This window comes from Lysobacter enzymogenes (assembly GCF_023617245.1).
GTDB lineage: Bacteria > Pseudomonadota > Gammaproteobacteria > Xanthomonadales > Xanthomonadaceae > Lysobacter > Lysobacter yananisis.
This window is the reverse complement of record NZ_CP067396.1, coordinates 6,057,007-6,079,585: the sequence shown is the minus strand read 5'-3', so window position 1 is coordinate 6,079,585 and position 22,579 is coordinate 6,057,007. Positions and strand designations below refer to the sequence as shown.

Genomic DNA, 22,579 nt, shown 5'->3' with positions numbered 1-22,579 from the left:
GCCCGCGATACGCACGACCCTCGGGCCGGCGGCGCCGCGATGCGCCGCGCGGCCTTCCTCTATCCCGGTGGAGTGGCAGACATGCGGCAAACGATCTTGAGAACGAGCGCGCTCGCGGTGGCGTTGCTGGGCGCGACCGCCGCCCAGGCGCAGAACGACCCGCTGTATCGCTACCAGTGGCATCTGATGAACTACGGCCAGGCGGTGCTCGGCGACACCCGCCCCGCGTTCGGCATCGACATGGGCATCGACGACCTGCACGACTACAACATCCGCGGCCGCGGCGTGGTGGTGTCGGTGGTCGACCAGGGCGTGGAGATCGCCCATCCGGACCTGGTCGCCAACGTGGTGCCGAACGGTTCGTGGAACTTCAACGACGGTTCGCACGATCCCACCCCGGTCAGCGGCGGCTCCTCGCACGGCACCATGGTCGCCGGCATCGTCGCGGCGGTCGGTTGGAACGGCATCGGCGGGCGCGGCGTGGCGCCGGCGGCGCGGCTGAAGAGCTTCAACTACCTCGACGCCGCCAGCACCACCGCGCAGCTGCAGTACGCCTGGTGGGACGGCGCCGAGTCCAAGGACGTGTCGGTGGTCAACAACAGCTTCGGTTCCACCGCCGTGACCATCCCGGCGTTCTCGGAAAACGAAGTGCAGGCTTACGAAGGGCCGATGTCGGCCACCCGCAACGGCCTCGGCGCGGTCTACGTCAAGTCCGCCGGCAACGACTTCATCTCCGACTGCCCCAAGGCCGTGGTCGACGCCAACGTCGGCTGCAAGCAGACCGGCCTGGACCGCCGCAACAACATGTTCAACGTGATGACCATCGCCGCGGTCAACGCGGCCGGCAAGCGTTCGAGCTATTCCTCGGCGGGCGCGGCGCTGTGGGTGTCGGGCCTGGGCGGCGAGTACGGACGCCAGGTCGCCTATTCGCCCGGCTACGCGGCGGTGTCGTACAACCCGGCCATCGTCACCACCGACCTGTCGGGCTGCGCGCGCGGCAGCAACGTCAACGGCAACGTGCGCAACGCGCTGTCCACCGACGCCTCGACCATCGACAACACCTGCAACTACGTCGGCACCATGAACGGCACCTCGGCCGCGGCGCCGACCGTGGCCGGCGTCGCCGCGCTGATGCTGCAGGCCAATCCGAAACTGAGCTTCCGCGACGTGCGCTACATCCTGGCCACCACCGCGCGCCAGCTCGACCCGACCCAGCCGGCGGCGACCCACGCCAACGGCACGGTGCTGGTCCCGGGCTGGACCCGCAACGCGGCCGGCCGCAGCTTCAGCAACTGGTACGGCTACGGCCTGGTCGATGCCGCGCTCGCGGTCGAAGTCGCCGGAAAGGCCAAGCCGCTGCCGCGCCTGGTCGACAGCGGCTGGCAGCGGATCGCGCCGACCGACGCGGTCGCCATCGGCGGAGCCGGCGCGCCGGCCAAGCTGCAGATCGCCATCGGCAACGACATCCGCAAGGTCGAGAGCGTGCAGCTGGGCTTCGCCAGCAACTACGCCCACGCCAGCAGCAGCGTGCCGTTCCCGGTGCAGGTCACCCTGGTCTCGCCCAGCGGCACCCGCAGCACCGTGTTCCCGGCGATGACGCGGCTCAACACCGCCGCGTTCAAGGCCGACTTCCTCGCCAGCAACGCCTTCCTCGACGAAACCGGGCAGGGCACCTGGACGCTGGAAGTCGCCGACGTGCCGCTGGCCGACGGCGCCGCCTCCAAGGGCGCCCTGGCCTCCTTCAAAATCCGCGTCCTGGGGCACTGAGCATGAAAATCGCGATCCTTGTTGGTCCGCTCCTCCTCGCCGCCGCAGCCGGCGCGCACGCGCAGGCGCCCGACGCCGCGCGCGAAGCGCTGCGCCAGGCCGCCACCGGCGATGCCTTCCGCATCGGCTACACCCAGTTCCGCCTCGCGCCCGACGGGCTGGTGAGCACGGCGGCCCAGTCGGCCGGCAGCCAGGCCGTGCGCGTCGGCGACTACGCCGTGCAAGTGCGGCCGGCCGCCGCGCGCAGCGCCCGCGCCGTCGCCGCCAAGCCGCGCCTGGTCGCGGCGGTCGGCGACGACGGCAAGGCGGTGGTGGTGACCTCCACCCTCAACGTCTACCACCGCGATCCGGCCGCGTTGCAGGCGGCGGCGCGCGCCAGCGGCGGCACGCTGGTGTATTCCTCCGTCGCCGGCGGCAACGGCCGCATCGAATTCGATTCGGTCGACGCGGCGATGAAGGCGATGGCGAAGATCCAGGCCATCGCCGGGATCAAGGAAGTCGCGCCGGAGATCATCGAGGGCGACGACGCGCCGACCTGAGCCCGGTCCGATTCGCCACTTCGCATCACCTCGCCGACCCGGCCGGAGCCTCGTGCGCCGGCCGGGTCGTTGCGTTTCCGGCAGGCGGTTGTGCGAACGCACATCGCCGAACGTACGTGCTTTGCGTACGTGCTTAGCGCGCACCGACGCCATGCCGCGCGAAAACGATGCAAACGGGTAACAGTGCCGCGTACCGAGCCGTCGAATACGATGGACGGTGTAGGGGGGATGTGGAGAAATTACGTTGTAGTTAATGAGGGATGGTGAGCGAACTGCCAATTTCATCGCAGTTCGTGAACAGTTCATCGCTAAGGTCGGCGGGCTCGGATCTGCGGTTCGGATCCAGCGGGGACGTATCCAACGGGGATGTAGTCCAAACGGACGCGATCCACGGGAGCGGATCCAGGTGCCGCGTCACGCCGGTGCACATCGCAACGCGACATCAGATCTAGGGGACGAAATGAAGACCGCTTCGATCGCCGTACTCGCTCTCGCTCTTGCTGCGCCCGTTTCCGCCTATGCCGTCGACGGCACCATCCACATCGAAGGCTCGGTGATCGCGCCGACCTGCGTGCTCACCAACGGGCCGTCGCCGGCCGACATCCGCGTGCGCCTGCCGGCGGTCGCGGTGTCCGCGCTGTCGGCCGCCGGCGAAGTCGCCGGCCGCACGCCCTTCATCATCCGCGTCGCCGATTGCGACGCCAGCACCACGCTGGTCCAGACCTTCTTCGAGCCGGGTCCGACCATCAACACCAGCAACAACAACCTGACCCTGGAAGGCGGCACCGGCACCGCCGCCAACGTCGAGCTGCAGGTGCTCAACGCCGACTTCTCGCAGGTGCTGCTGGGCAACCCGCTGGCGCTGCAGAACAGCCAGCAGGTCGCGGTCGACACCGGCGGCGCCGCGCTGCGCTACTACGCGCAGTACTACGCCACCGGCGCCGCCAGCGCAGGCTCGGCGAACAGCAGCGTCACCTTCACCATGATCTACCAGTAAGCCCACCCCATCCCCGTACATGCGGCCCGCACCCGCCCGCGCGCCAGCGCCGCGGCGGCGCTGCGGGCGGCTTGTCCGACGACCCTCCAAGGAGTTGGCGGCATGCGACAGCTTTCCGGCAAAAGGACGATCCTCAGCGTAGCGACCCTTCTCGCCCTGTCCGCGGGCGCGGCGCAGGCGCAGCAAGGCGATCCGCTGTATCGCTATCAGTGGCACCTGATGAACTACGGCCAGGCGGTGATCGGCGACACCCGCCCGGTCTCCGGCGTCGACATCGGCATCGACGACCTGCACGACTACAACATCCGCGGCAAGGGCGTGGTGGTCGGCGTGCTCGACCAGGGCGCGGAAATCGCCCATCCCGACCTTGCCGCGAACGTCGTGCCCAACGGTTCGTGGAACTTCAACAACAACAGCCACGATCCGACCCCGTCGGCGTCGCAGGGCGGCAACGCCCACGGCACCGCGGTGACCGGCATCATCGGCGCGGTCGGCTGGAACGGCATCGGCGTGCGCGGCGTGGCGCCGAGCGCGCGGCTGAAGAGCTTCAACTTCCTCGACGCCGGCGGCACCACCGCGCAGATCCGCTACGCGTGGTGGGACGGTCCGGAGTCCAAGGACGTGGCCGTGTCCAACAACAGCTGGGGCGACACCACCCCGCTGTTCCTGACCAACGTCTCCGAGAACGAACTGGCGGCGTGGGAAAACCCGATGTCGGCCACCCGCGGCGGACTCGGCACGGTCTACGTCAAGGCCGCCGGCAACGGCTTCAACAGCGTCAGCACCTACTGCCCGGCCTCCAGCGGCCGCGTCGGCTGCAGCCAGTCGGTGTTCGTCGAAGAGTCCAACTACTTCAACGTCATCACCGTCGCCGCGGTCAACGCCACCGGCAAGCGTTCGAGCTATTCCACCCCCGGCGCCTCGCTGTGGGTCTCGGGCCTGGGCGGCGAGTACGGCTGGGAGCGCGCGACCCTGGCGACCCAGGCGACCGCGGCGCAGCTGGCGACCCAGCCGGCGGTGCGCTTCGATCCGGCGATCATGACCACCGACCTGTCGGGCTGCGCGCGCGGCTACAACACCAACCGGGTGGCCCCGGTGCAGTTCTGGTCCGACTTCGACCTCAACCGCCTGGAGTCGAACCAGTCCGCCATCGACAACACCTGCAACTACGCCGCGACCATGAACGGCACTTCGGCGGCCTCGCCGACGGTGACCGGCGTGGTCGCGCTGCTGCTGCAGGCCAACCCGAAGCTGAGCTTCCGCGACGTCAAGTACATCCTCGCCACCACCGCGCGCAAGGTCGATCCGACCCAGGCCGCGGTGACCGACGCCAACGGCACCGTGCTGTCGGCGGGCTGGACCACCAACGCCGCCGGCCGTCCTTACAGCAACTGGTACGGCTACGGCCTGGTCGACGCGACCGCCGCGGTGACCCGCGCGACCGGCTTCAAGTCGCTCGGCGCCCTGGTCGACAGCGGCTGGCAGCGCGTGGACCTGGAAACCCCGCAGGCGATCGGCAACGCTTCGGCGCCGGCGCGCGCCAGCGTCAACCTCGCCGCCGGCGCGGGCCGCATCGAAGCGGTGCAGATCGGCCTGGCCTCGGACTACCCGGTCGGCAACACCCTGCCGCTGAAGTCCACCCCGCTGGTCGTCACCCTGGTCTCGCCGAGCGGCACCCGCGCGATCGTGGTGCCCGCCGGCTCGGTGCCGGTCGGCGCGACGATGACCTTCGACCTGGCCGCGGTCAACGCCTTCCTCGACGAGTCCGGCACCGGCAATTGGACGGTCGAAGTGGCCGACACCAGCCTCGCGGCCGGTACCGACGCCAAGGGCAAACTCTCCTCGTTCAAGATCCGCGTCCTGGGGCACTGAGCATGAAAAATCATTCCCTTTCGATCTGCGCGGGCGTGCTGGCCATGGCGATGGCGCCGGCGGCACTGGCCCAGGTCTCCGCGTCCAAGGCCGAACTGGCCCAGGCCGCGGTCGGCGAAAGCTTCACCATCGGCCACACCGAGTACCGCATCGCGCCGTCGGCGGTGGTCACCAAGCCGGCCGAAGCCAGCACCGAGGCCGGTCGCGAACTCGTGCCCGGCGACTACGTGGTCGCGGTACCGGCGGCGGCCGTGGCGAGCGCGCGCAGCGCCCGCTCGCTCAGCGTCGGCGGCGAGAACCTCGGCGCCGCGGTGTCCGGGTCCGGCGACACGGTGATCGTCGCGCCCGAGCTCAACGTCTACTTCAGCCACCCGGGCGTGGTCGACCAGTTGGTCAAGCAGACCGGCGGCACCCTGCTGTACTCCTCGGCGGTCGGCGGCAACGCCACCATCGGCTACGCCTCGGTGAGCCAGGCGATGCAGGCGCGCCAGCTGATCCAGGGCCAGGCCGGCGTGAAGGAAGTCAATCCGCGCCTGGTCGAGCAGCGTCGGGTTCCGTGGTGATCGCGTCGCGGCGCCGGGCTCGCCCGGCGCCGCGGTTTCGCAGGTAGACGCGTGTGCATAGGCGGGGCCGCTGCCGGCCCCGCGGTTCGCCGCCCGCGGCGGCCGCAGTACGCCAGCCAGGCTGGCGCAGACGCGAAGACGCCCGCCGGCTTCGCAGGGATCGACACGATCGCGGACGACCCGCAGCGTGCGCCGGCAACGCGCCGGCGCCGAGGGCGGCGCGCGCCCCGGCGTCGCCTTCGCGGCCCGATGTCGGTAGGCGCGGCGACGTGCGCGACGACGCGCGCGGCGCGGGCGCGAGAACGACAAGGATTCGGAAAAGGCGCAAGAGATCGAGAACCGGGGATTCGGAGCAGGAGCAGTACCATGGAGCACGACCCGACGCCGCGCGACGACGCGGCCACGGCGGCGGCGAACGCGCAGCGCCGTGCCATCGCGCTGGACGACGGCGAGTGGGAGGCGTTCAAGCGCGCGCTCGGCGAACCGGCGCTGGTGCGCGCCGGCAGCGAGCGTGACGACCGTCGCTTCGTCGACGCCGCGCTGTCGGTGATGACCGGCCATTGCTACTGGACCGACCTGCCGGCGCAGGACTATGGCAACTGGGTGTCCAACTACCGCCGCAACCGCCGCTGGATGGCGCGCGGCGTGTGGCTGCGGGCGCTGCGCAGCGGCGCCCTGCCGCAGGCCTGGGCGCAACGCATCGCCCAGTACGCGCAGCGCCAGGACCAGGAGCGGGCGCGTCGCGGCGCGCGCAAACGCGAGCGCCTGCTCCGGCAGGAATGAACGCACAGGAGTGAACGCGCGCGCCGGCGACCGCGAGGCCGCGGCGCGACGCGCAGCCAGGAGGGAAGCATGCAAACCGAAATCAGGCGGGACCGGATCGGCCATGGACGCGAAGATGCGCGCGGACGCGCCCGCTTCGTGCAACTCAGCGACAGCGAATGGCCGTTGCTGGAACAGGTGGTGCGCCAGGTCATCGCCCTGGAGGATTCGCGCCGGCCCGATACGCGCCGCTTCGTCGATGCGGCGCTGTCGGTGATGGTCGGCCAATGCGCCTGGACCCAGTTGCCCGAGGACCAGTTCGGCGATTGGCGGGTCTGCTACAACCGCAACGAACGCTGGATCGAGCGCGGCGTATGGACGGTGCTGGCCAACAGCGGGGTCATGCTCGAAGCGTGGTCCGCGCGCGTGGTCGCCTACGCCGAACGGCGCGTGCGCGAGAAGCGTTTCCGCGCCAAGCGCCAGCGCCGCGTCGATTAGCGTCCGGCGGGCCGCACGACGCGGCCGTTCGCGCCGCGCCAGGACCCAGCCGGTGGGACCGGGCGGCCCCGCGACGGCGCGGCTTCGCGCCGGTCGGCGCGGCCGTTCGCCGCCAGCGCGCGAAACGCCGCGGCAGGACCCATGGGATAGTATCGGCCCGACCCAGGACGATGATCGCGCCGGCGCGCATCGTCGCTGCGCGGCAAGGACGGACCATGGCGATACTCGGCGGCGATTCCTACCAGTGGTACCTGTACCAGGCCAGGCAGGCCTGCGCGTTGGCCAACGCGCGCGGCCAGTCCGGCGTGCTGGTCAAGGGCGCCGCCTTCGGCGTGCGCGCCGCGACCTCGGACAAGAGCGCGTGCCGCCTGATCCTCAAGGAACTGGGGTCGAGAACGGTGTTCTCCCTGCCGCGCGCCCAGGTCGATGCGTTGCTGAAGAAAAGCCAGCGCCTGGACGACGCAGCGCTGCGGCCGGACCCGAAGGCCAAGCGTCTGGCCGCGCGGCTGGCGCGCGCCGAGCCGAAGGATTTTTGGTCCGTCGTCGCCGCTTTGGACTGGCCCAAATCCAGCCTCGACCCCGCGTACCCGGCGATCGCGCGCGCGGCCCTGCGCGAACGGCTGCGCGCGGCGGAACTGGTGCGGATCGCAAAGGCCGCGGCCCGATACCGGCGCGAACTGCAAAAAGCGGTGGAGCGCCTGGAAAAACAGGCCGGCGACCAGCTGTTCCTCGGCGGCGACGACAGTTTCTACGACGCCCTGGCGCACGCCGTCTCCAGCGGGCAGCGCGCGTTCGAAGCGTTCGTGCGCAAGCCGGAGTCGTTCGTGAAGAAGTACAACCGCGCGCCGGTCGAGAGCGAGAACTTCGAATCGTGCTTCATCTGAAGCGCAGCGGCTGAATAGGTGTCGCTGCACGCGTCGCCGATCGCGGCGCAGTGCCGATGCGTTGCCGAAGTCGCTGGCGCGCACGAAACACTCGGCCGGTTTTGCATTTCGAAAATGGGATCGACACAGGTTCGATCGTCGCGCGCCACGGTGCGGGTTCGACCCGCCGCATGGAGCATGAAACGAACAAGCGTCGTTTCCAAGCGGTCTGGCGGCTACGGGTACGTGAAGCCGGCGCAAAGCCGCATCTCGGAAGAGTGAGCGCGCTCGGCGCAAGCGACGCCGCTGCGAACGGCCCGACTCGCGCCGCGCGGCGGTCGTCGCGTAGCAGTGGCGTGCGGCGTTCGCTACGCTATGAGCGTGCGCTCGCTGCGCAGGACACGACGGGAGATCCAGAATGATCGCAATCGCGCTCATCGCATCGATGCTGGCCGGTGGCGACGGCCAAGACACGCCGGCGGGCGCGGGCGCCGCGCGTCCGCCGATCGCCTACAAGATCCTGACCCGGTCGGAGCGGCACACGCTCGACGCGAGCGGACGATTCGAAGGTTCGGCCAAGGACCTGGAAGACGGCTTCGTCCACCTCTCCACCGAAAGCCAGCTGACCCGCACCGCCGACCTGCATTTCGCCGGCAACGACGACCTGTTCGTCGCGGCGGTGGATCTGCGCGCCGCCGGCGAACAGCTCAAATGGGAACTCTCGCCGCGCAGCGGGCTGCTGTTTCCCCACCTGTACGCCGCGTTGGACAAAGCGCTGGTGACAGGCATCGCTCCGCTGCGCCGCGACGACGGCGGACGCGTCGTCTTGCCTGCGCAACTCAAGGCGCCCGCTGCCGCGGCATCGCCATCCGACGGCCGCGATCCGGGTTGAACTGCGGTCGCTGTGTTCGACGTGTCGCGGGGTCTCGGCTTGCGCGGCGCGGCGGGCATCGGGCGGATCATCGACCCAGCCAAGCCTCGGCGTAATGCGGCGATTGCGGCCGTAGCCATGGCGCTATCCGCTTCGATAGATCTTCGTTTTGAGCAGCTCGTTTCGCCGGCATCGCGACCCGAAGCGGGTTTCGTGTCCGCGATCATGAATTTCGCCGCATTCAGCGATAACCCGCGTTTCACGATGATGCGATGCGGCGTGCGCACGCGTTGCCGGGTGCGCATGTTGTAGTTCCGGCATCCGGCCGGACACAAGGAGAAACCCGAGATGCGCGCGAAGACCCTGTTGCTTGCACTGACCTTGGCGGGCGTGACCAGCATCGCATGGGCGGCGGGAGGGAAACTGCCGCCTCCCGGTTGGGCCTACACCTACTATCAGGACGGACAAATCGTCGGCCACGCCGTGCACAACCAGTGCACCGGGCAAATCACCGTCACCGGCACCGTGACCAGCGTCTACACCGGCGGACAGACCGTCAGCTGCTGACGCTGGCGCCGCACCAGACATCGTCCGCGGCGGCAGCGGCCTCGCCGCCGCCGCGGCTCGGCGTATACGAGCCTTGGAGACAGCCGCATCGCGCGCGCGATGCGCGCAGCGCGCTCGTCGATCCGCCGCGCATCGAGCCGCGGCGAGCCGAATATCGCGCATTGTCATAAAAACACGCGCACCCCGTCAGTGGGATCGCCGAACCCTCGTGCGCCATCGTCGCAGCGCTCATGCGGGCATAGCGCGCGTCGATTGCCTGCGCCGAACCGGCGCGAGCGACACGAACTGCGCGCGCGCTGACGAAAAATCAGCCACGACAACGCAACGCAGCCAGCCTCCCCCATGCCCGCAGCGTTCGGTTTGCTGACCGGCCGAACCCGTCGCGCGGATAGGGGTTCGTCGATCGCCACGCGTTCTAGATAGGACCGATCAGTCCACCCACCCCGTGCATGCGGCCCGCATCGGCCGGAGCGAGCGCTCCGGCTGCGACGGGCGCGGCATGCCCGGCGAAAACCAAGGAGTCGGCGGCATGCGACAGCTATTCGGCAAGAGAACGATCCTCGGCGTAGCGACCCTGGCGGCCCTGTCGGCCGGGGCCGCGCAGGCGCAGCAAGGCGATCCGCTGTATCGCTATCAATGGCATCTGATGAACTACGGCCAGGCCGTGCTCGGCGACACCAAGCCGACGGTCGCGGTCGACCTGGGCATCGACGACCTGCACGACTACAACATCCGCGGCAAGGGCGTCGTCGTCGGCGTGCTCGACCAGGGCGTGGACATCCACCATGCCGACCTCGTCGCCAACGTGGTGCCCAACGGTTCCAAGAACTTCGATCCGGGCCGCCCCGAACACGATCCGACGCCGACGACGCCCAGCTACGGCCACGGCACCTCGGTCGCCGGCATCATCGGCGCGGTGGGCTGGAACGGCATCGGCGTGCGCGGCGTCGCACCGGGCGCGCGGCTCAAGAGCTTCAACGGCTTCGGCGACGTCTCCACTTCGCTGAGCGAGGACAAGATCTTCTACGCGTGGTGGAACGGCGCCGAAGCGCAGGACGTCGATGTCTCCAACAACAGCTGGGGCGTGGGCAGCGGGTCGCCGCAGACGTTCTCCGAGAACCAGGTCGACGCTTACGAGAAGCCGATGGCGGCCGCGCGCAACGGGCGCGGACGCGTCTTCGTCAAGGCAGCCGGCAACAACTACCTGCAGCGCGACGTCGGCGGCTCGCGGCCGAAGTGCGCGCAGGTCATCATCGACGCCAACGTGGGGTGCGTGCAGACGGGTCTGGACCCGCGCAACAACCTGTTCGGCGTCATGACCATCGCGTCGGTGGATGCGAGCGGCCGACGCGCGGTGTACTCCTCGGCCGGTTCCGCACTGTGGGTGTCGGGCTTGGGCGGCGAGTTCGGCGCCGAGCGCGACGTTCTGAGCGACGCGACGCAAACGCTGTATCGCGGGTATTTCGGCGACGCGATCTACAGCCCCGCGATCGTGACGACGGACCCCTCCGGCTGCGCGATGGGCTACAACCGCGAAGACGCCGAAGCGTTCAACCGGCTCGACCACGCGACTTCGGCCATCGATGCGAGCTGCGACTACAACGGCACCATGAGCGGCACCTCGGCGGCGGCGCCGACGGTGTCCGGCGTGGCTGCGCTGGTGTTGCAGGCCAATCCAAAGCTCGGCGTGCGCGAGGTCAAGTACATCCTGGCCACGACCGCGCGCCAGGTGGACAAGGACCAGCCGGACGTCAAGCACGCCAACGGAACCTTGCTGGTTCCGGGCTGGCGCAAGAACGCCGCGGGCCGCCTCTTCAGCAACTGGTACGGCTTCGGCCTGGTGGACGCGACCGCCGCGGTCGAACTCGCCGGCCGCTTCAAGCCGCTGCCGGCGCTGGTCGACAGCGGCTGGCAGCGCGTCGCGCCGGCGCAGGCGGTCGCCATCGGCGGCGCCGGCGCGCCGGCCAAGCTGCAGATCGCGATCGACCGCGACATCGCCAAGATCGAAGGCGTGCAGTTGGGCCTGGCGACCGACTATTCGAGCGCCTCGAACACGCCGTTCCCGCTGCAGGTCGTGCTGATCTCGCCCAAGGGCACGCGCAGCACCATCGTGCCGGCGATGACCAGCGTGAGCAGCTCCGCGTTCAAGCTCGACTTCGTCTCGTCCAACGCGTTCCTCGACGAGCCGGCCAAGGGCACCTGGACCCTGGAAATCGCCGACGTGCCGCTGGCCGCGAACGCCGCCGCCAAGGGCAAGCTCAACTCCTTCAAGATCCGCGTCCTGGGGCACTGACCATGAAAACCCAAGCACTCCTCGTTCCGATCCTGCTGGCGGCGGCGGGCATCGCCAGCGCGCAAACCGGCGACAACGCCCGCCGCGAACTGCAGCAGGCCGCGACCGGCGACAGCTTCAGCATCGGCGACACCCGCTTCACCCTCGCGCCGCAGGCCCAGGTCAGTGCGCTCAAGACCGCGCAGGCCGCCGATGCCCAGCAGGTGCAGGTCGGCAAGTACCAGATCAAGCTGCAGCCGGGCGGCGCCAAGTCCGCGAGCAAGACCGTCGCGCCCGCCAAGCAGAAGATGGCGGCGGCGATCGCCGACACCGGCAAGCCGGTGGTGGTGACCTCCACCTTGAACGTCTACGTCGCCGACGCCTCGGCGCTCGACGCCGCCGTGCGCGCGAGCGGCGGCAAGCTGACGTACTCCTCGAAGGTCGGCGGCAACGGCCGGATCGAATTCGGCTCGGTGCAGGACGCGATGAGCGCGATGCGCAAGATCCAGGCGCTGGCCGGGGTGAAGGAAGCCAGCCCGGCGATCATCGAAGAGGAAAACGTCCTCTACTGATCTTCGGTCGTCGGGTAAGCACGAGCCGTCGGCCGGAATCCGTTCCGGCCGGCGGTTTAGCGTGTCGCGCTTGCTATCGTTCGCATGGCGCAGGCGATGGCCGGCAGCGGCATCGAAGCGCGGCCAGCCCGTGCGCGCCGCGGCGGCGATACTCGCCTCACTCGCTCAACGCGGGACCTCGAACCGCGCCCGCGCCCGGCGTGTGCGTCCTGGCCCGAGCGTTGAGCGCCCAGTCGCGCAGCCGCAGAAACGGCTGTTCCACCCCGTAGTGCAGCACCGCGGCGGCGGCCAATGCGGCGGTGCCGTAGGTGGCGAAGGCGACGAGGCTGTGGCCCGCCAGCAGCTTGCCGACGGATTCGTCCACCACGTGGAACACGCCCTTGTGCACCAAGTACAGGCTGTAGGACGTGGCCGCCAACCAGCCCACGCCCGGGATCGACCAGCGTCCGATCCAACTGGCGCGCGTAGTGCCGGCGAAGACCAGCAAGGCGAAGCCGACCGACAACACCGGCCAGCCGATCGCGTTGGCGAGCAAGCCGGTGCGCTCGCGGAACAGCCACATGGCCGCGGCCACCACGCCCAATCCCGCGAGCAGGGCGACGTTGGCGTAGGCCTGGGCGCGTCGCCACCACTGCGCGCGGAAGGTCTTCAGGCTGGCCAACACCACGCCGGCCAACAAGCCGTCGAGCCGGTTCCAGGTCGGGAAATAGATGTCCTCGGCGAACCAGCTGCGCGCCGATTCGCCGACCGGTCCCTCGGTTTCGAAGTCGTGCAACCAAACGCCCGCGCGCAAGGCGATGCCGCCCAGCACCACGCTCGCGCAGATCGCGACGAACGCCGCGGTCGAGGCGCGACGCATCAGCCACCATGCCAGCAGCGGGAACACCAGATAGAAATGTTCCTCCACGCACAGCGACCACGCGTGCGAGAACGCCTGGTTCTGGCGGTAATCGATCAGCAGATTGAGGGTGAAGCTCAGGAACTTCCACGCCGACTCCAGCCCCGGCGACTCGCGGAATCCCGGCACCAGCAGATACACCGCCAGCACCGCCAGGAACGCCGGCAGGATGCGGAACGCGCGGCGCAGATAGAACCCGCCGAACGACAGACGCTCGCCGCGCGCGAGCGGCGTCAACACCTGCGAGCCGATCAGGTAGCCGCTGAGCACGAAGAACAGATCGACGCCCATCCAGCCGTAATGGCACAGCCACACCAGGCCTTCGTCGGGTCCTTCGTTGAGGAAGGAGTGGAACAGCATCACCCACGCCACGGCGATCGCCCGCAATACATCGAGTCCGGGCAATCGGTGGGCCTGCGCGGCCGGTGTCGGGGTTTGCAAGCGTGCTGCGCCGACGGGCATGTCTGCCACGGAGCGTCCTCGCGATGAATCGGATTCGCATTGTATTCACAGATGCAACGCGATGAACGGTCGGCAGGTGTCGTGCGTCGCATCTTCGGCGAAAGCGACGAACGTTCGGAAGAGAGCGGGAGTGCGTGGATGATCGGGTCCGTTGCTCGCATCGCGTGGGCGACGCGATGTTCGAATCGGGAATGCGGGCCGATATGGGATGCCGCGCTGGTACGGCTTGGGATCGAATCCGAGCGGAATGAATCGGCCGCGGAAACCGGCTTTTCGCGTAGTAGTGCGATGAAACAACCCGGCGGTACAGCCGCCCACATCCGCTCATCACAAAGGACTGTCATATGTACATGAAAGCGATCGCGACCTCGGTTCTGGCCGCCGCTGCGCTGCTCGGAACCGTATCCGCCCACGCGGGCGTATCGGGCGTCTATCAAGGCTATGTAAAGAGCCTGATCGCAGGGGTGTCCACGAACAAAGCCGTGGTTTTCATCGTCCTGGAAGGCGGAGCCTTCGCGCCCGGCCAAACCAGCGCCTGCCCCTACAACGGCAACGCGATGGTCTACGCCATGTTCCGCGGCGACAACCCGACGTTCGCCGAGCAGGACATGATTTCCCTGGCGCTGGCGGCCAAGAACACGGGCAAGCAGATTCTCGTTTACGGCAACGGCACGTGCAGCTCGAACGTCCCCTTCGGCGCGCCGAACCGGACCGAGGGCGTGAAGTACATCGAGCTCAAGGATTGAACGCAGTGCAGCGGCTGGATGCGCGCGCAGGGCTGGCCGGGTTGAACGCAGAAGCCCGCCACTCGCAACCGTCGCAGTAAGGCGAGCGCAGGTCCGCGCCTGGCGGCGTTCTCTTCTTTGCGACAGCGAAAGTCCTGCATACGCCATCACAAGCGTCGTCGCCGACGTAGCGCTCACTGCCTGCGATGGCGATGCCGCTCATAGAGTCGGTGCTAGGTTGGCGGTCACGGCCGAGCTCGGCGTAACAAGCGTGGGCAACGCCAATACAACGGTCACGAAGGGCGCCCCACGACGCCCTTCGTGATCTGTCTCATGGACGCGTCGGCCGGCGATCAGTTGTATCCATCATTGTAGAACGCGGTCGCCTGCGCGCTCTTGCTCTCGCCGGTATCGAGATCGGTGATGGTTACGCGAAGCGTAGCCTCCCCGTCGTTACGGGTTTCAGTGGCGATCGATTTACGACACAAGCTTTGGTTGCCGCAATTGGCGGGCACGGTGTTGGTTTCCACATCGAGCCAGGCATAGGAATAGTTTCCCTGGCCCAAGCCAGCGACCTGGAAGTACGCGCTGGTCGGATTCGTCGCCTTGCCCGGCTTCCATGTCGAGAAACAGGTGAACGCCTCGGGCACGTCCACGGCGAAGGTGTCGACGTAACAGGTCACCACCGCGTTGCTCATGTCGCCCGCATAGGCTGGAGCGCTGTGTCCTACCGTCAAAGCCGAAATCAACGCGCCTACCGCCCACATCTTGTTGGTACGCATACACCCTCCAATGGTCTGCGTGACGCGAGCCGCGATCGGCTCGCGGTTAGAGGATCTCCGGTGTTGGCAGCCTCGATAGCGAGTCTAGCCAGCCCCGGTGATCACGAATGCGTACCCGTGTATTCATTTCTACTGGGATTGTGATGGATTCAGCATTTTCTGGCCGCTTGCGATATGGAATTCAACCATCTATTTGGCGCAGCAGATATCGCGATGCTTGGAGGGAAATTCAATTTATTGCTGCCGGCGGGAGCGCCGACCCGGATCGATGTCCGGACAAGTGGAGAAGTTTTTGCCCGGTCTCCGCACAGCGTTCAGGTCGCGTGGTTAACGCTGGACAACATCAGCTATTGCACAGAGTCATAAAGCAAAAGGGAGGGCGATAAACCCCCTCCCTTGCCTTGTATCTGGATTGAACGATTGTTCAGATATTCACAATTTTAATGTGCGCCGGGCAACAGAATTGCTCCGGACACGCGCTGACTGTCGCCGGTCTCTTTATCTGGCTTATAACTCCAGAACACAACAGTGTCGCATTTCCCAACTACTTGCGCCGTGTTTGAATATCGATCGGAGAGCTTGATCGACTGTTTGATGTGCTGCCCGGGATGGATTGTCGTACTGCCCAGCTTCCCATCATCAATGAAGATTATTTCTTTCAGCCTCGGGCAGTCGCCCCGAGTGCTCGATCCAATGTCGAGGAAGCGCTCGGCCAGTATCCATATTGCAGTATCCTGTGTGCCCGGTACCGAGCTAGCTCTGATTCTTACTGGTTGCTGGCCGTTATACGACAGATCGAAATGTAGGGTCGCATCGCCTGCCTTGGCGCCCACTTCTTGTGCAACAGTAATTTCGAATTCAGGCCTCTCGGTTCCTCCCGCGGGCATCGAGAGGGCAAGGGCGGTCAACAGTGCTGTCCATTTCATGTGATGGCTCATTTGAAGTTACAGTCCTTTGGGTCTTCCTCACATTGCATCCCAGGTCCAGATGGCGATGTTGCGGCTGGGATCGACGACCGCTCGTCGCATACCCAGATGATCCGGCTGTACATACCACGACGTCTGCGTGCCGCCGCTGCCGACCACGAAGCTGACCGGCGGATTGCCGAGCCACGCGATTTGCTGCTTGGCTGCTCCGGTACTGTCGTAATCGCTGATCCAGTTGCCGGTTTCAGCGATTAGGTGTCAATGGCGGCTAAAAAGGCCCCGTTGTCGGGGCCTTGGACTATCACCGTAAGTACCATGAGGCCTGGCCGAAACGAAGCTACTCGGCTGTTATGACGACCGCTCCAGCAAGTCGCTCGGTATGTTCGCCTGATTCGAGTTCTGGCTTGTAGGTCCAGAACAAGACTAGATCGCATTTTCCTACGATCTCATTGGCATTAAAATACAAATCTGAAAGTTTCATTTTCTGCTGAAACGACTGTCCCGGCTTAATTGTGGTGGTGCCGAGGAGTCCGTCGTTGATCTCAATTTTTTCCTTTGGTTTTGGGCAAGGACGATATTTTTCCCCATAATTTGGGAAATATTCCGCGCTTGTCCATATGGCATTCTTTTGGACGCCTGGAATCGAACTCCTAGCCACAGCGACAGGGTTGGGGCCGGATAAAGTGAGATTGAACGTCAACTCCGCGTCACCTGCTTTTCGATCAATATTCGAATCCACGGCCATCGTGAATTTTGGGCTGGCCGTGACTTCAGATGTCAAAAGACAGAGCGGGAGAAGGAGCGCTATTGGCTTCATAGGATCGCCTCATTTGAATACGCATTTTTTTCATCTGACTCACAGGCATTGCGATTTTGTTGGATCTTTTTAATGCGTTCGTTTATTACTTTTCTGCAAGTGTAATCTTCTTTTTTTGCTTTTTATTCAGGCAGTCCAGCTCGGCCTGAGTTCCTGTAAGTTCCAAGGCCTGTTTCTGCTTCCAGTCGATATAGATGGATTTGTTCGCGTTGCCAGGGGTCGAGCAGAATTCCACGATATTCTTATCTTCGCTCATTTCCTTCGCGTGGCATTCTTCGTGTCTAATGAGACACTCCTTCAGCCCGCAGTACTCTGATTGGCCGCTATCGACTTTTACGACTAGTTTGCCATCTGTTCCGCAAACTACGGTGTTGGCCGGCTGCAGACCAAAGGGATCGCTATTGATAAGTGGGCTGCTCCAGCTATAGCCATACAGAAGAATTCCACCCGTGAGACCGATCGGATCAGATTGAACATAACGGCCGACAGATGAGTCGTAATCGCGATGGTAGTTGTAAAATAATCCGCTTACGACATCGAGTCGCTGCCCCGGGAACCGCATATCGAACACGAATGCGGTGCCGTCCTGATCTGGGTCTTGGTTCGGCGGGCTATTGCCGAATGCCTCGCTCTTGGCATCCCAGGTCCAGACTGCAACATTGCGGCTGGGATCGATGACTGCGCGCGGCGTACCCAGATGGTCCGGCTGTACATGGTGCAGCGCCTGCGCGCCACCACTGCCAACCACCACGCCGACTGGTGCATCGTCGAACCACACGGCCTGCTGCCTGGCCGCGCCGGTGCTGTCGTAATCGCCGATCCAGTGGCCGGCTTCGTCATATAGCGTGTAGGTATGGACGACGCCGATTGTGCCGCCAGTGGTTGCAACGCGCTCACCGATGGCGTTGTAACGATAACTTGCCTTGATCACGCCGGCATGCTTGAACTGGTTCAGTCGGTCGTTGGCGTTCTAGACGAATTCCTTGGCGTTACCTCCCACGCTGGTGGTGTTGCCGGCCGCGTCGTAACCGCGCGCCACACCGGCCACGCTGCTCAGTCGGTGGTTGGTCAAGGGGTAAGCGTAGGTATCGGTAATGTCGCCATGAGCCAGGCTCGTGCGATTTCCGATCTTGTCGTACCCATAGGTGTCCAGCGCGTTAGAGGCGCCGTCACGGGTAACCGTCAACCGGCCGAGCGTATCGTAGTCGTACTTGGCCTGGAGGTTGCTCTGCAGACCGTCCTTAAGCTCGGTCAATTCGCCGGCGGAATTGTAGCCGTAACCCAGCGACAAGCCGCCGCTGGCGGCATCGAAGACGGTCTTGGGCCGGTAGTCCAGATCGTATGTGCGGCTCAGGACGCGACCGTTGCCATAGGTCCAGCCGGTCACCGGACCGAACGGGTCGTAGGTCGTATTGTTCAACAGCACCGTGCGGGCGCCACCAGTCGGCTGGACTCCGATCTCCTGGATACGGGCTTGTGCGTCCCGGACGTAATCGACCATGGCGCCATCGGGGTAGGTGACCGCGCTCAGTTTGCCGCCCGGCGTGTAGGCGTACTGCAGCGTGAAGCTCTTGCCCGCGACGATCTGCACCTTGCGCACGACGTGTCCGAAGCGGTCGTAGCAGTACTTCAACTCGTTGCCTTCGGTCCGGCTCGCGGTCAGGCGACCCTGGGCGAAGGTCTGCCCGGCGATGCATTCGGTGTTGACAGTGTCGTAGTCGTACTCGACATCGGCCGGACCCGCCGCGGTGTAGAAGATCGCCTTCGGTCGACCCAGCGCGTCGTAGGTGTAGCGGTTCGCGGCCGCGTCGTTGGCGTCTTTCTTGGTCGCCAACTGGCCGGCGGTATCGTAGGTGTAGTCGGTGGTCCCGGTGTCGGGACTCTCCAACTGGATCTGGTCGCCGAAACCGTTGTAACGATAGTGGGTCGCCAGTCGGTTGGGATCGGTGACCTGGACGATCTGATCCCGCGCGTTGTAACGAACATCCGTTTGGACTTCCAAACCGCCCACATCCTGCAAGGTGCGCACCAAGCGTCCGAGCGGATCGTAATCCTGATCGGTGATCCGGCCCAGCGCATCGGTAGTCCGGTCCGGATTGCCCAGGGCGTCGTATGTGAAGCCAGTGGCGTTCTGCGAGGCGTCCTTGATCGCGCTCAGTTCGTTGTAGAGCCTGCGAACAGCGGCGATCACTTCTGTAGCTACAGCACAAAAAGAAAGGTCCCGTTGCCGAGGCCTTTTTTTAGAGATGGATCTATCGTTAACAGCTCCCGCAGGGGCATAGTTTATTTTGAATATTTATGAGCGATTCGCGGGTTGTATTATCTGATGCCCCGGAGAGGACTATGAAAATAGTCCTGCCATCTTCAAGGCGATAAGTGGACAGGTTGAACTCCCTCTCTCCCGGTCCCGAGGGGAAAGTATATCTGCCCGAGTCTATGTGGGTAATTCCAGGCTTGGCATTCTCGTGTGATTTAACTTTTTCGCGCAGTGGGTAGTATGGATGCGCATCAATGACGATTTCGGCCTTGTCGCGACCGATCCAGATATCGCCTTTTGTTGCGTCGATGCCATTTTTGAGTGATGTTGAAATAATTTCCTCGTTTGGTGCGCAGAGGGAAAATCGGTCACTGATAACAAATTCGTCGCGTTTCTCATCCTTGCATCCCGATGCGATGAGGATAAGCGCAATAGCTAGACTATTTTTCGCAACCACAGACGCGCCTGTTTGCATCGCTCTCAAGTAGTTCCTCGAGGTCATTGATAGTTGGCTCCGGCTCTGTTGCATAAATATCCATCAGGCTTCGGGTCGGGTTATGATCAATTCCCATTAAATGGCCTGCTTCATGAGCGTAGTCTCGGTCATCTGAATGGTAAGGGGTTTGTGACCATTTTCCAAAAAAGGTCTTGACCCCTTCATCAAGCACCCATGAGTCTTGCTGTCCTGGAATTATCTTGACGAAGTTGGCTGACGTCGTGGGCTTGCTCTGGATTAGTACCTTTAACTTTACGTTATACCAGGGTCCAAAGCTCTTCGACCACGCCTTTTCGATCGCGCCAGCTATACGCTGGTAGTCAGCGGCTTTTCCCCCTGTGAAGTAGATGGGCAATGCAATTCCTATGTTTTTGCCTTTCTGACAGAGATAGGAAAGCAAGCCATACGGATCAATCCTAGAAAGCGGATTGCTTTCCGCATACCCATATGTGCTGGCTCCGCCCTGCAATCCTATCGGATCGCTTTGTATATACCGCCCGGTGCTCGGATCGTAATCTCGGAAATAGTTGTAGACCAATCCGCTTGCTGCATCAAAACGCTGCCCCGGGAACCGCATGTTGTACACGAACGCGGTGCCGTCCTGATCCGGGTCTTGGTTCGGCGGGCTGTTGCCGAACGCCTCGCTCTTGGCGTCCCAATTCCAGATGACGACGTTGCGGCTCGGGTCGATGACCGCGCGCGGTGTGCCCAGATGATCCGGCTGCACATAGTGCAAGGTCTGCGTGCTGCCGCTGCCGATGACCAGGCCGACCGGCGCGCTGCCGAACCACACGGCCTGCTGCTTGGCCGCACCGGTGCTGTCGTAATCGCCGATCCAGTTGCCGTCCTCGTCGTACAGCGTGTATGTATCGATCGTCGTCGTCGTGGCGCCCGTGGTCGCGACCCGCTCGCCCGCTGTGTTGTAGCGGTAGCTGGCCTTGATGGCGCCGGCCTGCTTGAACTGGCTCAGCCGGTCGTTGGCGTTGTAGACGAATTCCCTGGCGGTACCGCCGATGCTGGTGGTGTTGCCGGCCGCGTCGTAACCGCGTGCCACGCCGGCCACGTTGCTCAGCCGGTGGCTGGGCAGGGGATAGGCGTAGGCATCGGTAATGCCGCCGTGGGTCAGACTCGTGCGATTGCCGGTCTTGTCGTACCCGTAGGTGTCTAGCGCGTTGGATGTGCCGTCACGGGTAACCGTCAGCCGGCCGAGCGTGTCGTAGTCGTACTTGGCTTGGACCGCGCTTTGGAGGCCATCCTTGAGTTCGGCCAGTTCGCCGACTGTGTTGTAGCCGTAGCCCAACGACAAGCCACCGCTGGCGCTATCCAGGATGGTCTTGGGACGATAATCCTGATCGTAGGTACGGCTCAGGACGCGGCCGTTACCGTAGGTCCAGCCGCTCACCGGCCCGAACGGTTCGTAGGTGGCATTGCTTAAGAGCGTCGTGCGGATGCCACCACTCGGCCGGACCCCGATTTCCTTGATACGGGCTTGTGCGTCCCGGACGTAATCGACCATGGCGCCATCGGGGTAGGTGACCGCGCTCAGTTTGCCGCCTGGCGTGTAAGCGTACTGCAGCGTGAAGCTCTTGCCCGCGACGATCTGCACCTTGCGCACGACCTGTCCGAAGCGGTCGTAGCAGTACTTCAGCTCGTTGCCTTCGGTCCGACTCCCGGTCAAGCGACCCTGGGCGAAGGTTTGCCCAGCGGTGCACTCGCTATTGACGGTGTCATAGTCGTACTCGACATCGGCCGGGCCGGTCGCGGTGTAGAAGATCGCCTTCGGTCGACCCAGCGCGTCGTAGGTGTAGCGGTTCGCGGCCGCGTCGTTGGCGTCTTTCTTGGTCGCCAATTGGCCGGCGGCGTCGTAGGTGTAGTCGGTGATCCCGGTGTCGGGACTTTCCAACTGGATATGGTCGCCGAAACCGTTGTAGCGGTAGTGGGTCGCCAAACGGTTCGGGTCGGTCACCTGGATGATCTGATCCCGCGCGTTGTAGCGGACATCCGTCTGGGCTTCCAGTCCTCCGGTGTCTTGAAGACTGCGCACCAGCCGCCCGAGCGGATCGTAATCCTGGTCGGTGACCCGGCCCAGCGCATCGGTAGTCCGGTCCGGATTGCCCAGGGCGTCGTACGTGAAGCCGGTCGCGTTCTGCGAAGCGTCCTTGATCGCGCTCAGTTCGTTGTAGAGATTGTAGACGCGCGACATGGTGTGCTTTAGCGTGCCAGATGCGGTTTTGACGTCTTCCTGCTTTCGGTTTCCGGTCGCGTCGAGGGTGTAATGCAGCGTGTTGCCCGCCTGGTCGAACACGTCGGTCAGGCGATGCGCGTCGTCATACGCATAACGCAGGTAGTCGCCATCGGGCAGGGTGATCCGCTCGACCAGACCGGTAGGGCTGTAGTCGATGCGGGTGATCCGATCGTCGGTCTCGGCGCTGTCGTCGGAGCCACGCACCTTGACCGCAATCGGCCATCCGCGCGCTTGGTACTCGTAATCCGTGACCACGCCGTTAGAGTTCATGGACGATAGCAACTGGCCTGCGCCGTTGTAACGCAGCGCTTCCAGGGTTACCTGACCTAGCGCGTTAGTGGTTTTCCACAGGTCGCCCTTGCGATGGCCGCAGTTGCTGGGCGTGGAGGCACGGCCGCTGTCGTCCGACGCGTAGTAGCGGTAGCTTAACGTATCGACGACTGCGCGGCGGTGGGCGGGGCGCACCTACGGATATACCTCCGTTTTCGCGCGTAGGTAAAGGTCGGGATGCACCGTCACGACCATCACCACCGTCACAGCATCGCGAAAGCGCTTGAGCTCCCGCCGACCTGACCCCATCGTGTTCGCTGGTCAACTACGAGCACGAAGCAACATTGAAGAACATGGAGCGCAATCAACCGCGACGAGCGGTCTGGACGCTCAAGGTGACCGTCCTACGCGACAGCCTCGAGGCGAAGCTACTGAAACTCTGCGCCGACATCGGCTGGATCTGCGGCTAGCGGGAGGAGCGACTTGAGCCGGCGCCGTCAGCACGCCGGTCGTCGCGTAAGCGCGTCATGCTCGGCCACGCGTTGATGGCTGATGCCA

At 64.9% G+C, this 22,579-nt stretch carries 22 protein-coding genes; 14 read left to right on the top strand and 8 right to left on the bottom strand.

Annotated elements, in window-relative coordinates; translation table 11 throughout:
* The first annotated feature begins 81 nt into the window (after positions 1-81).
* The 13 genes from JHW41_RS25370 (at position 82) to JHW41_RS25310 (ending at position 12,143) form a co-directional block, all read left to right on the top strand.
* Entirely contained in the window at positions 82-1,767 is a 1,686-nt protein-coding gene (locus JHW41_RS25370; protein ID WP_250448363.1) for a S8 family serine peptidase, read from the top strand.
* Positions 1,768-1,769: 2 nt separating this feature from the next.
* Entirely contained in the window at positions 1,770-2,306 is a 537-nt protein-coding gene (locus JHW41_RS25365; RefSeq protein ID WP_057949827.1) for a hypothetical protein, read from the top strand.
* Between the two features lie 460 nt (positions 2,307-2,766).
* Positions 2,767-3,303, top strand: a complete 537-nt coding sequence (locus JHW41_RS25360; protein WP_057949828.1) for a fimbrial protein — start codon at positions 2,767-2,769, stop codon at positions 3,301-3,303.
* 102 nt (positions 3,304-3,405) lie between these two features.
* Complete coding sequence (locus JHW41_RS25355; RefSeq protein WP_078996198.1) at positions 3,406-5,175, top strand: S8 family serine peptidase; 1,770 nt, start codon at positions 3,406-3,408, stop codon at positions 5,173-5,175.
* A 2-nt stretch (positions 5,176-5,177) separates the two neighbouring features.
* On the top strand, positions 5,178-5,738 hold the full coding sequence (locus JHW41_RS25350; RefSeq protein ID WP_250448361.1) for a hypothetical protein: 561 nt from the start codon (positions 5,178-5,180) through the stop codon (positions 5,736-5,738).
* A gap of 366 nt (positions 5,739-6,104) precedes the next feature.
* Positions 6,105-6,521 (top strand): transposase, encoded by a 417-nt coding sequence (locus JHW41_RS25345; RefSeq protein ID WP_057949830.1) that lies wholly within the window; start codon positions 6,105-6,107, stop codon positions 6,519-6,521.
* Positions 6,522-6,590: 69 nt separating this feature from the next.
* Positions 6,591-6,998, top strand: coding sequence for a transposase (locus tag JHW41_RS25340; RefSeq protein WP_057949831.1), 408 nt, complete (start codon positions 6,591-6,593; stop codon positions 6,996-6,998).
* A 215-nt stretch (positions 6,999-7,213) separates the two neighbouring features.
* Entirely contained in the window at positions 7,214-7,882 is a 669-nt protein-coding gene (locus JHW41_RS25335; protein WP_138884478.1) for a DUF4240 domain-containing protein, read from the top strand.
* A gap of 397 nt (positions 7,883-8,279) precedes the next feature.
* The gene (locus JHW41_RS25330) at positions 8,280-8,753 is read left to right on the top strand and encodes a DUF952 domain-containing protein (protein ID WP_250448359.1); all 474 of its coding nucleotides are present in this window, start codon (positions 8,280-8,282) and stop codon (positions 8,751-8,753) included.
* Between the two features lie 12 nt (positions 8,754-8,765).
* Positions 8,766-9,044 carry a hypothetical protein gene (locus JHW41_RS25325; protein WP_250448357.1) on the top strand — a complete coding sequence of 93 codons (279 nt, stop codon included), beginning with the start codon at positions 8,766-8,768 and terminating at the stop codon, positions 9,042-9,044.
* Positions 9,045-9,080: 36 nt separating this feature from the next.
* Positions 9,081-9,299, top strand: a complete 219-nt coding sequence (locus JHW41_RS25320; RefSeq protein ID WP_250448355.1) for a hypothetical protein — start codon at positions 9,081-9,083, stop codon at positions 9,297-9,299.
* A gap of 529 nt (positions 9,300-9,828) precedes the next feature.
* Entirely contained in the window at positions 9,829-11,592 is a 1,764-nt protein-coding gene (locus tag JHW41_RS25315) for a S8 family serine peptidase (RefSeq protein ID WP_057949834.1), read from the top strand.
* Between the two features lie 2 nt (positions 11,593-11,594).
* Positions 11,595-12,143, top strand: coding sequence for a hypothetical protein (locus JHW41_RS25310; protein WP_250448353.1), 549 nt, complete (start codon positions 11,595-11,597; stop codon positions 12,141-12,143).
* A gap of 157 nt (positions 12,144-12,300) precedes the next feature.
* On the opposite strand, the gene JHW41_RS25305 is transcribed toward JHW41_RS25310, so the two are convergent.
* Positions 12,301-13,503: an acyltransferase family protein gene (locus tag JHW41_RS25305; protein ID WP_428995600.1), complete on the bottom strand. Its 1,203-nt coding sequence runs from the start codon at positions 13,501-13,503 to the stop codon at positions 12,301-12,303.
* 350 nt (positions 13,504-13,853) lie between these two features.
* On the opposite strand from JHW41_RS25305, the gene JHW41_RS25300 reads away from it, so the two are divergent.
* A complete protein-coding gene (locus tag JHW41_RS25300; protein ID WP_139381793.1) occupies positions 13,854-14,249 on the top strand; it encodes a hypothetical protein in 396 nt (131 codons plus the stop codon).
* A gap of 332 nt (positions 14,250-14,581) precedes the next feature.
* Here JHW41_RS25300 and JHW41_RS25295 read toward each other — a convergent pair whose 3' ends face one another.
* The 7 genes from JHW41_RS25295 to JHW41_RS26055 form a co-directional block, all read right to left on the bottom strand.
* A complete protein-coding gene (locus tag JHW41_RS25295) occupies positions 14,582-15,010 on the bottom strand; it encodes a hypothetical protein (RefSeq protein ID WP_250448351.1) in 429 nt (142 codons plus the stop codon).
* 440 nt (positions 15,011-15,450) lie between these two features.
* Entirely contained in the window at positions 15,451-15,936 is a 486-nt protein-coding gene (locus tag JHW41_RS25290; RefSeq protein ID WP_250448350.1) for a hypothetical protein, read from the bottom strand.
* Between the two features lie 337 nt (positions 15,937-16,273).
* Positions 16,274-16,753 (bottom strand): hypothetical protein, encoded by a 480-nt coding sequence (locus JHW41_RS25285; protein WP_250448348.1) that lies wholly within the window; start codon positions 16,751-16,753, stop codon positions 16,274-16,276.
* A gap of 85 nt (positions 16,754-16,838) precedes the next feature.
* Entirely contained in the window at positions 16,839-17,684 is an 846-nt protein-coding gene (locus JHW41_RS25280) for an RHS repeat domain-containing protein (protein ID WP_250448346.1), read from the bottom strand.
* Positions 17,685-17,723: 39 nt separating this feature from the next.
* The gene (locus tag JHW41_RS25275; protein WP_250448344.1) at positions 17,724-18,944 is read right to left on the bottom strand and encodes a hypothetical protein; all 1,221 of its coding nucleotides are present in this window, start codon (positions 18,942-18,944) and stop codon (positions 17,724-17,726) included.
* A 67-nt stretch (positions 18,945-19,011) separates the two neighbouring features.
* Positions 19,012-19,494 carry a hypothetical protein gene (locus tag JHW41_RS25270; protein ID WP_250448342.1) on the bottom strand — a complete coding sequence of 161 codons (483 nt, stop codon included), beginning with the start codon at positions 19,492-19,494 and terminating at the stop codon, positions 19,012-19,014.
* A complete protein-coding gene (locus tag JHW41_RS26055; RefSeq protein ID WP_284499521.1) occupies positions 19,451-22,216 on the bottom strand; it encodes an RHS repeat-associated core domain-containing protein in 2,766 nt (921 codons plus the stop codon). The genes JHW41_RS25270 and JHW41_RS26055 overlap by 44 nt, the downstream gene beginning before the upstream one ends.
* Positions 22,217-22,579: the final 363 nt, after the last annotated feature.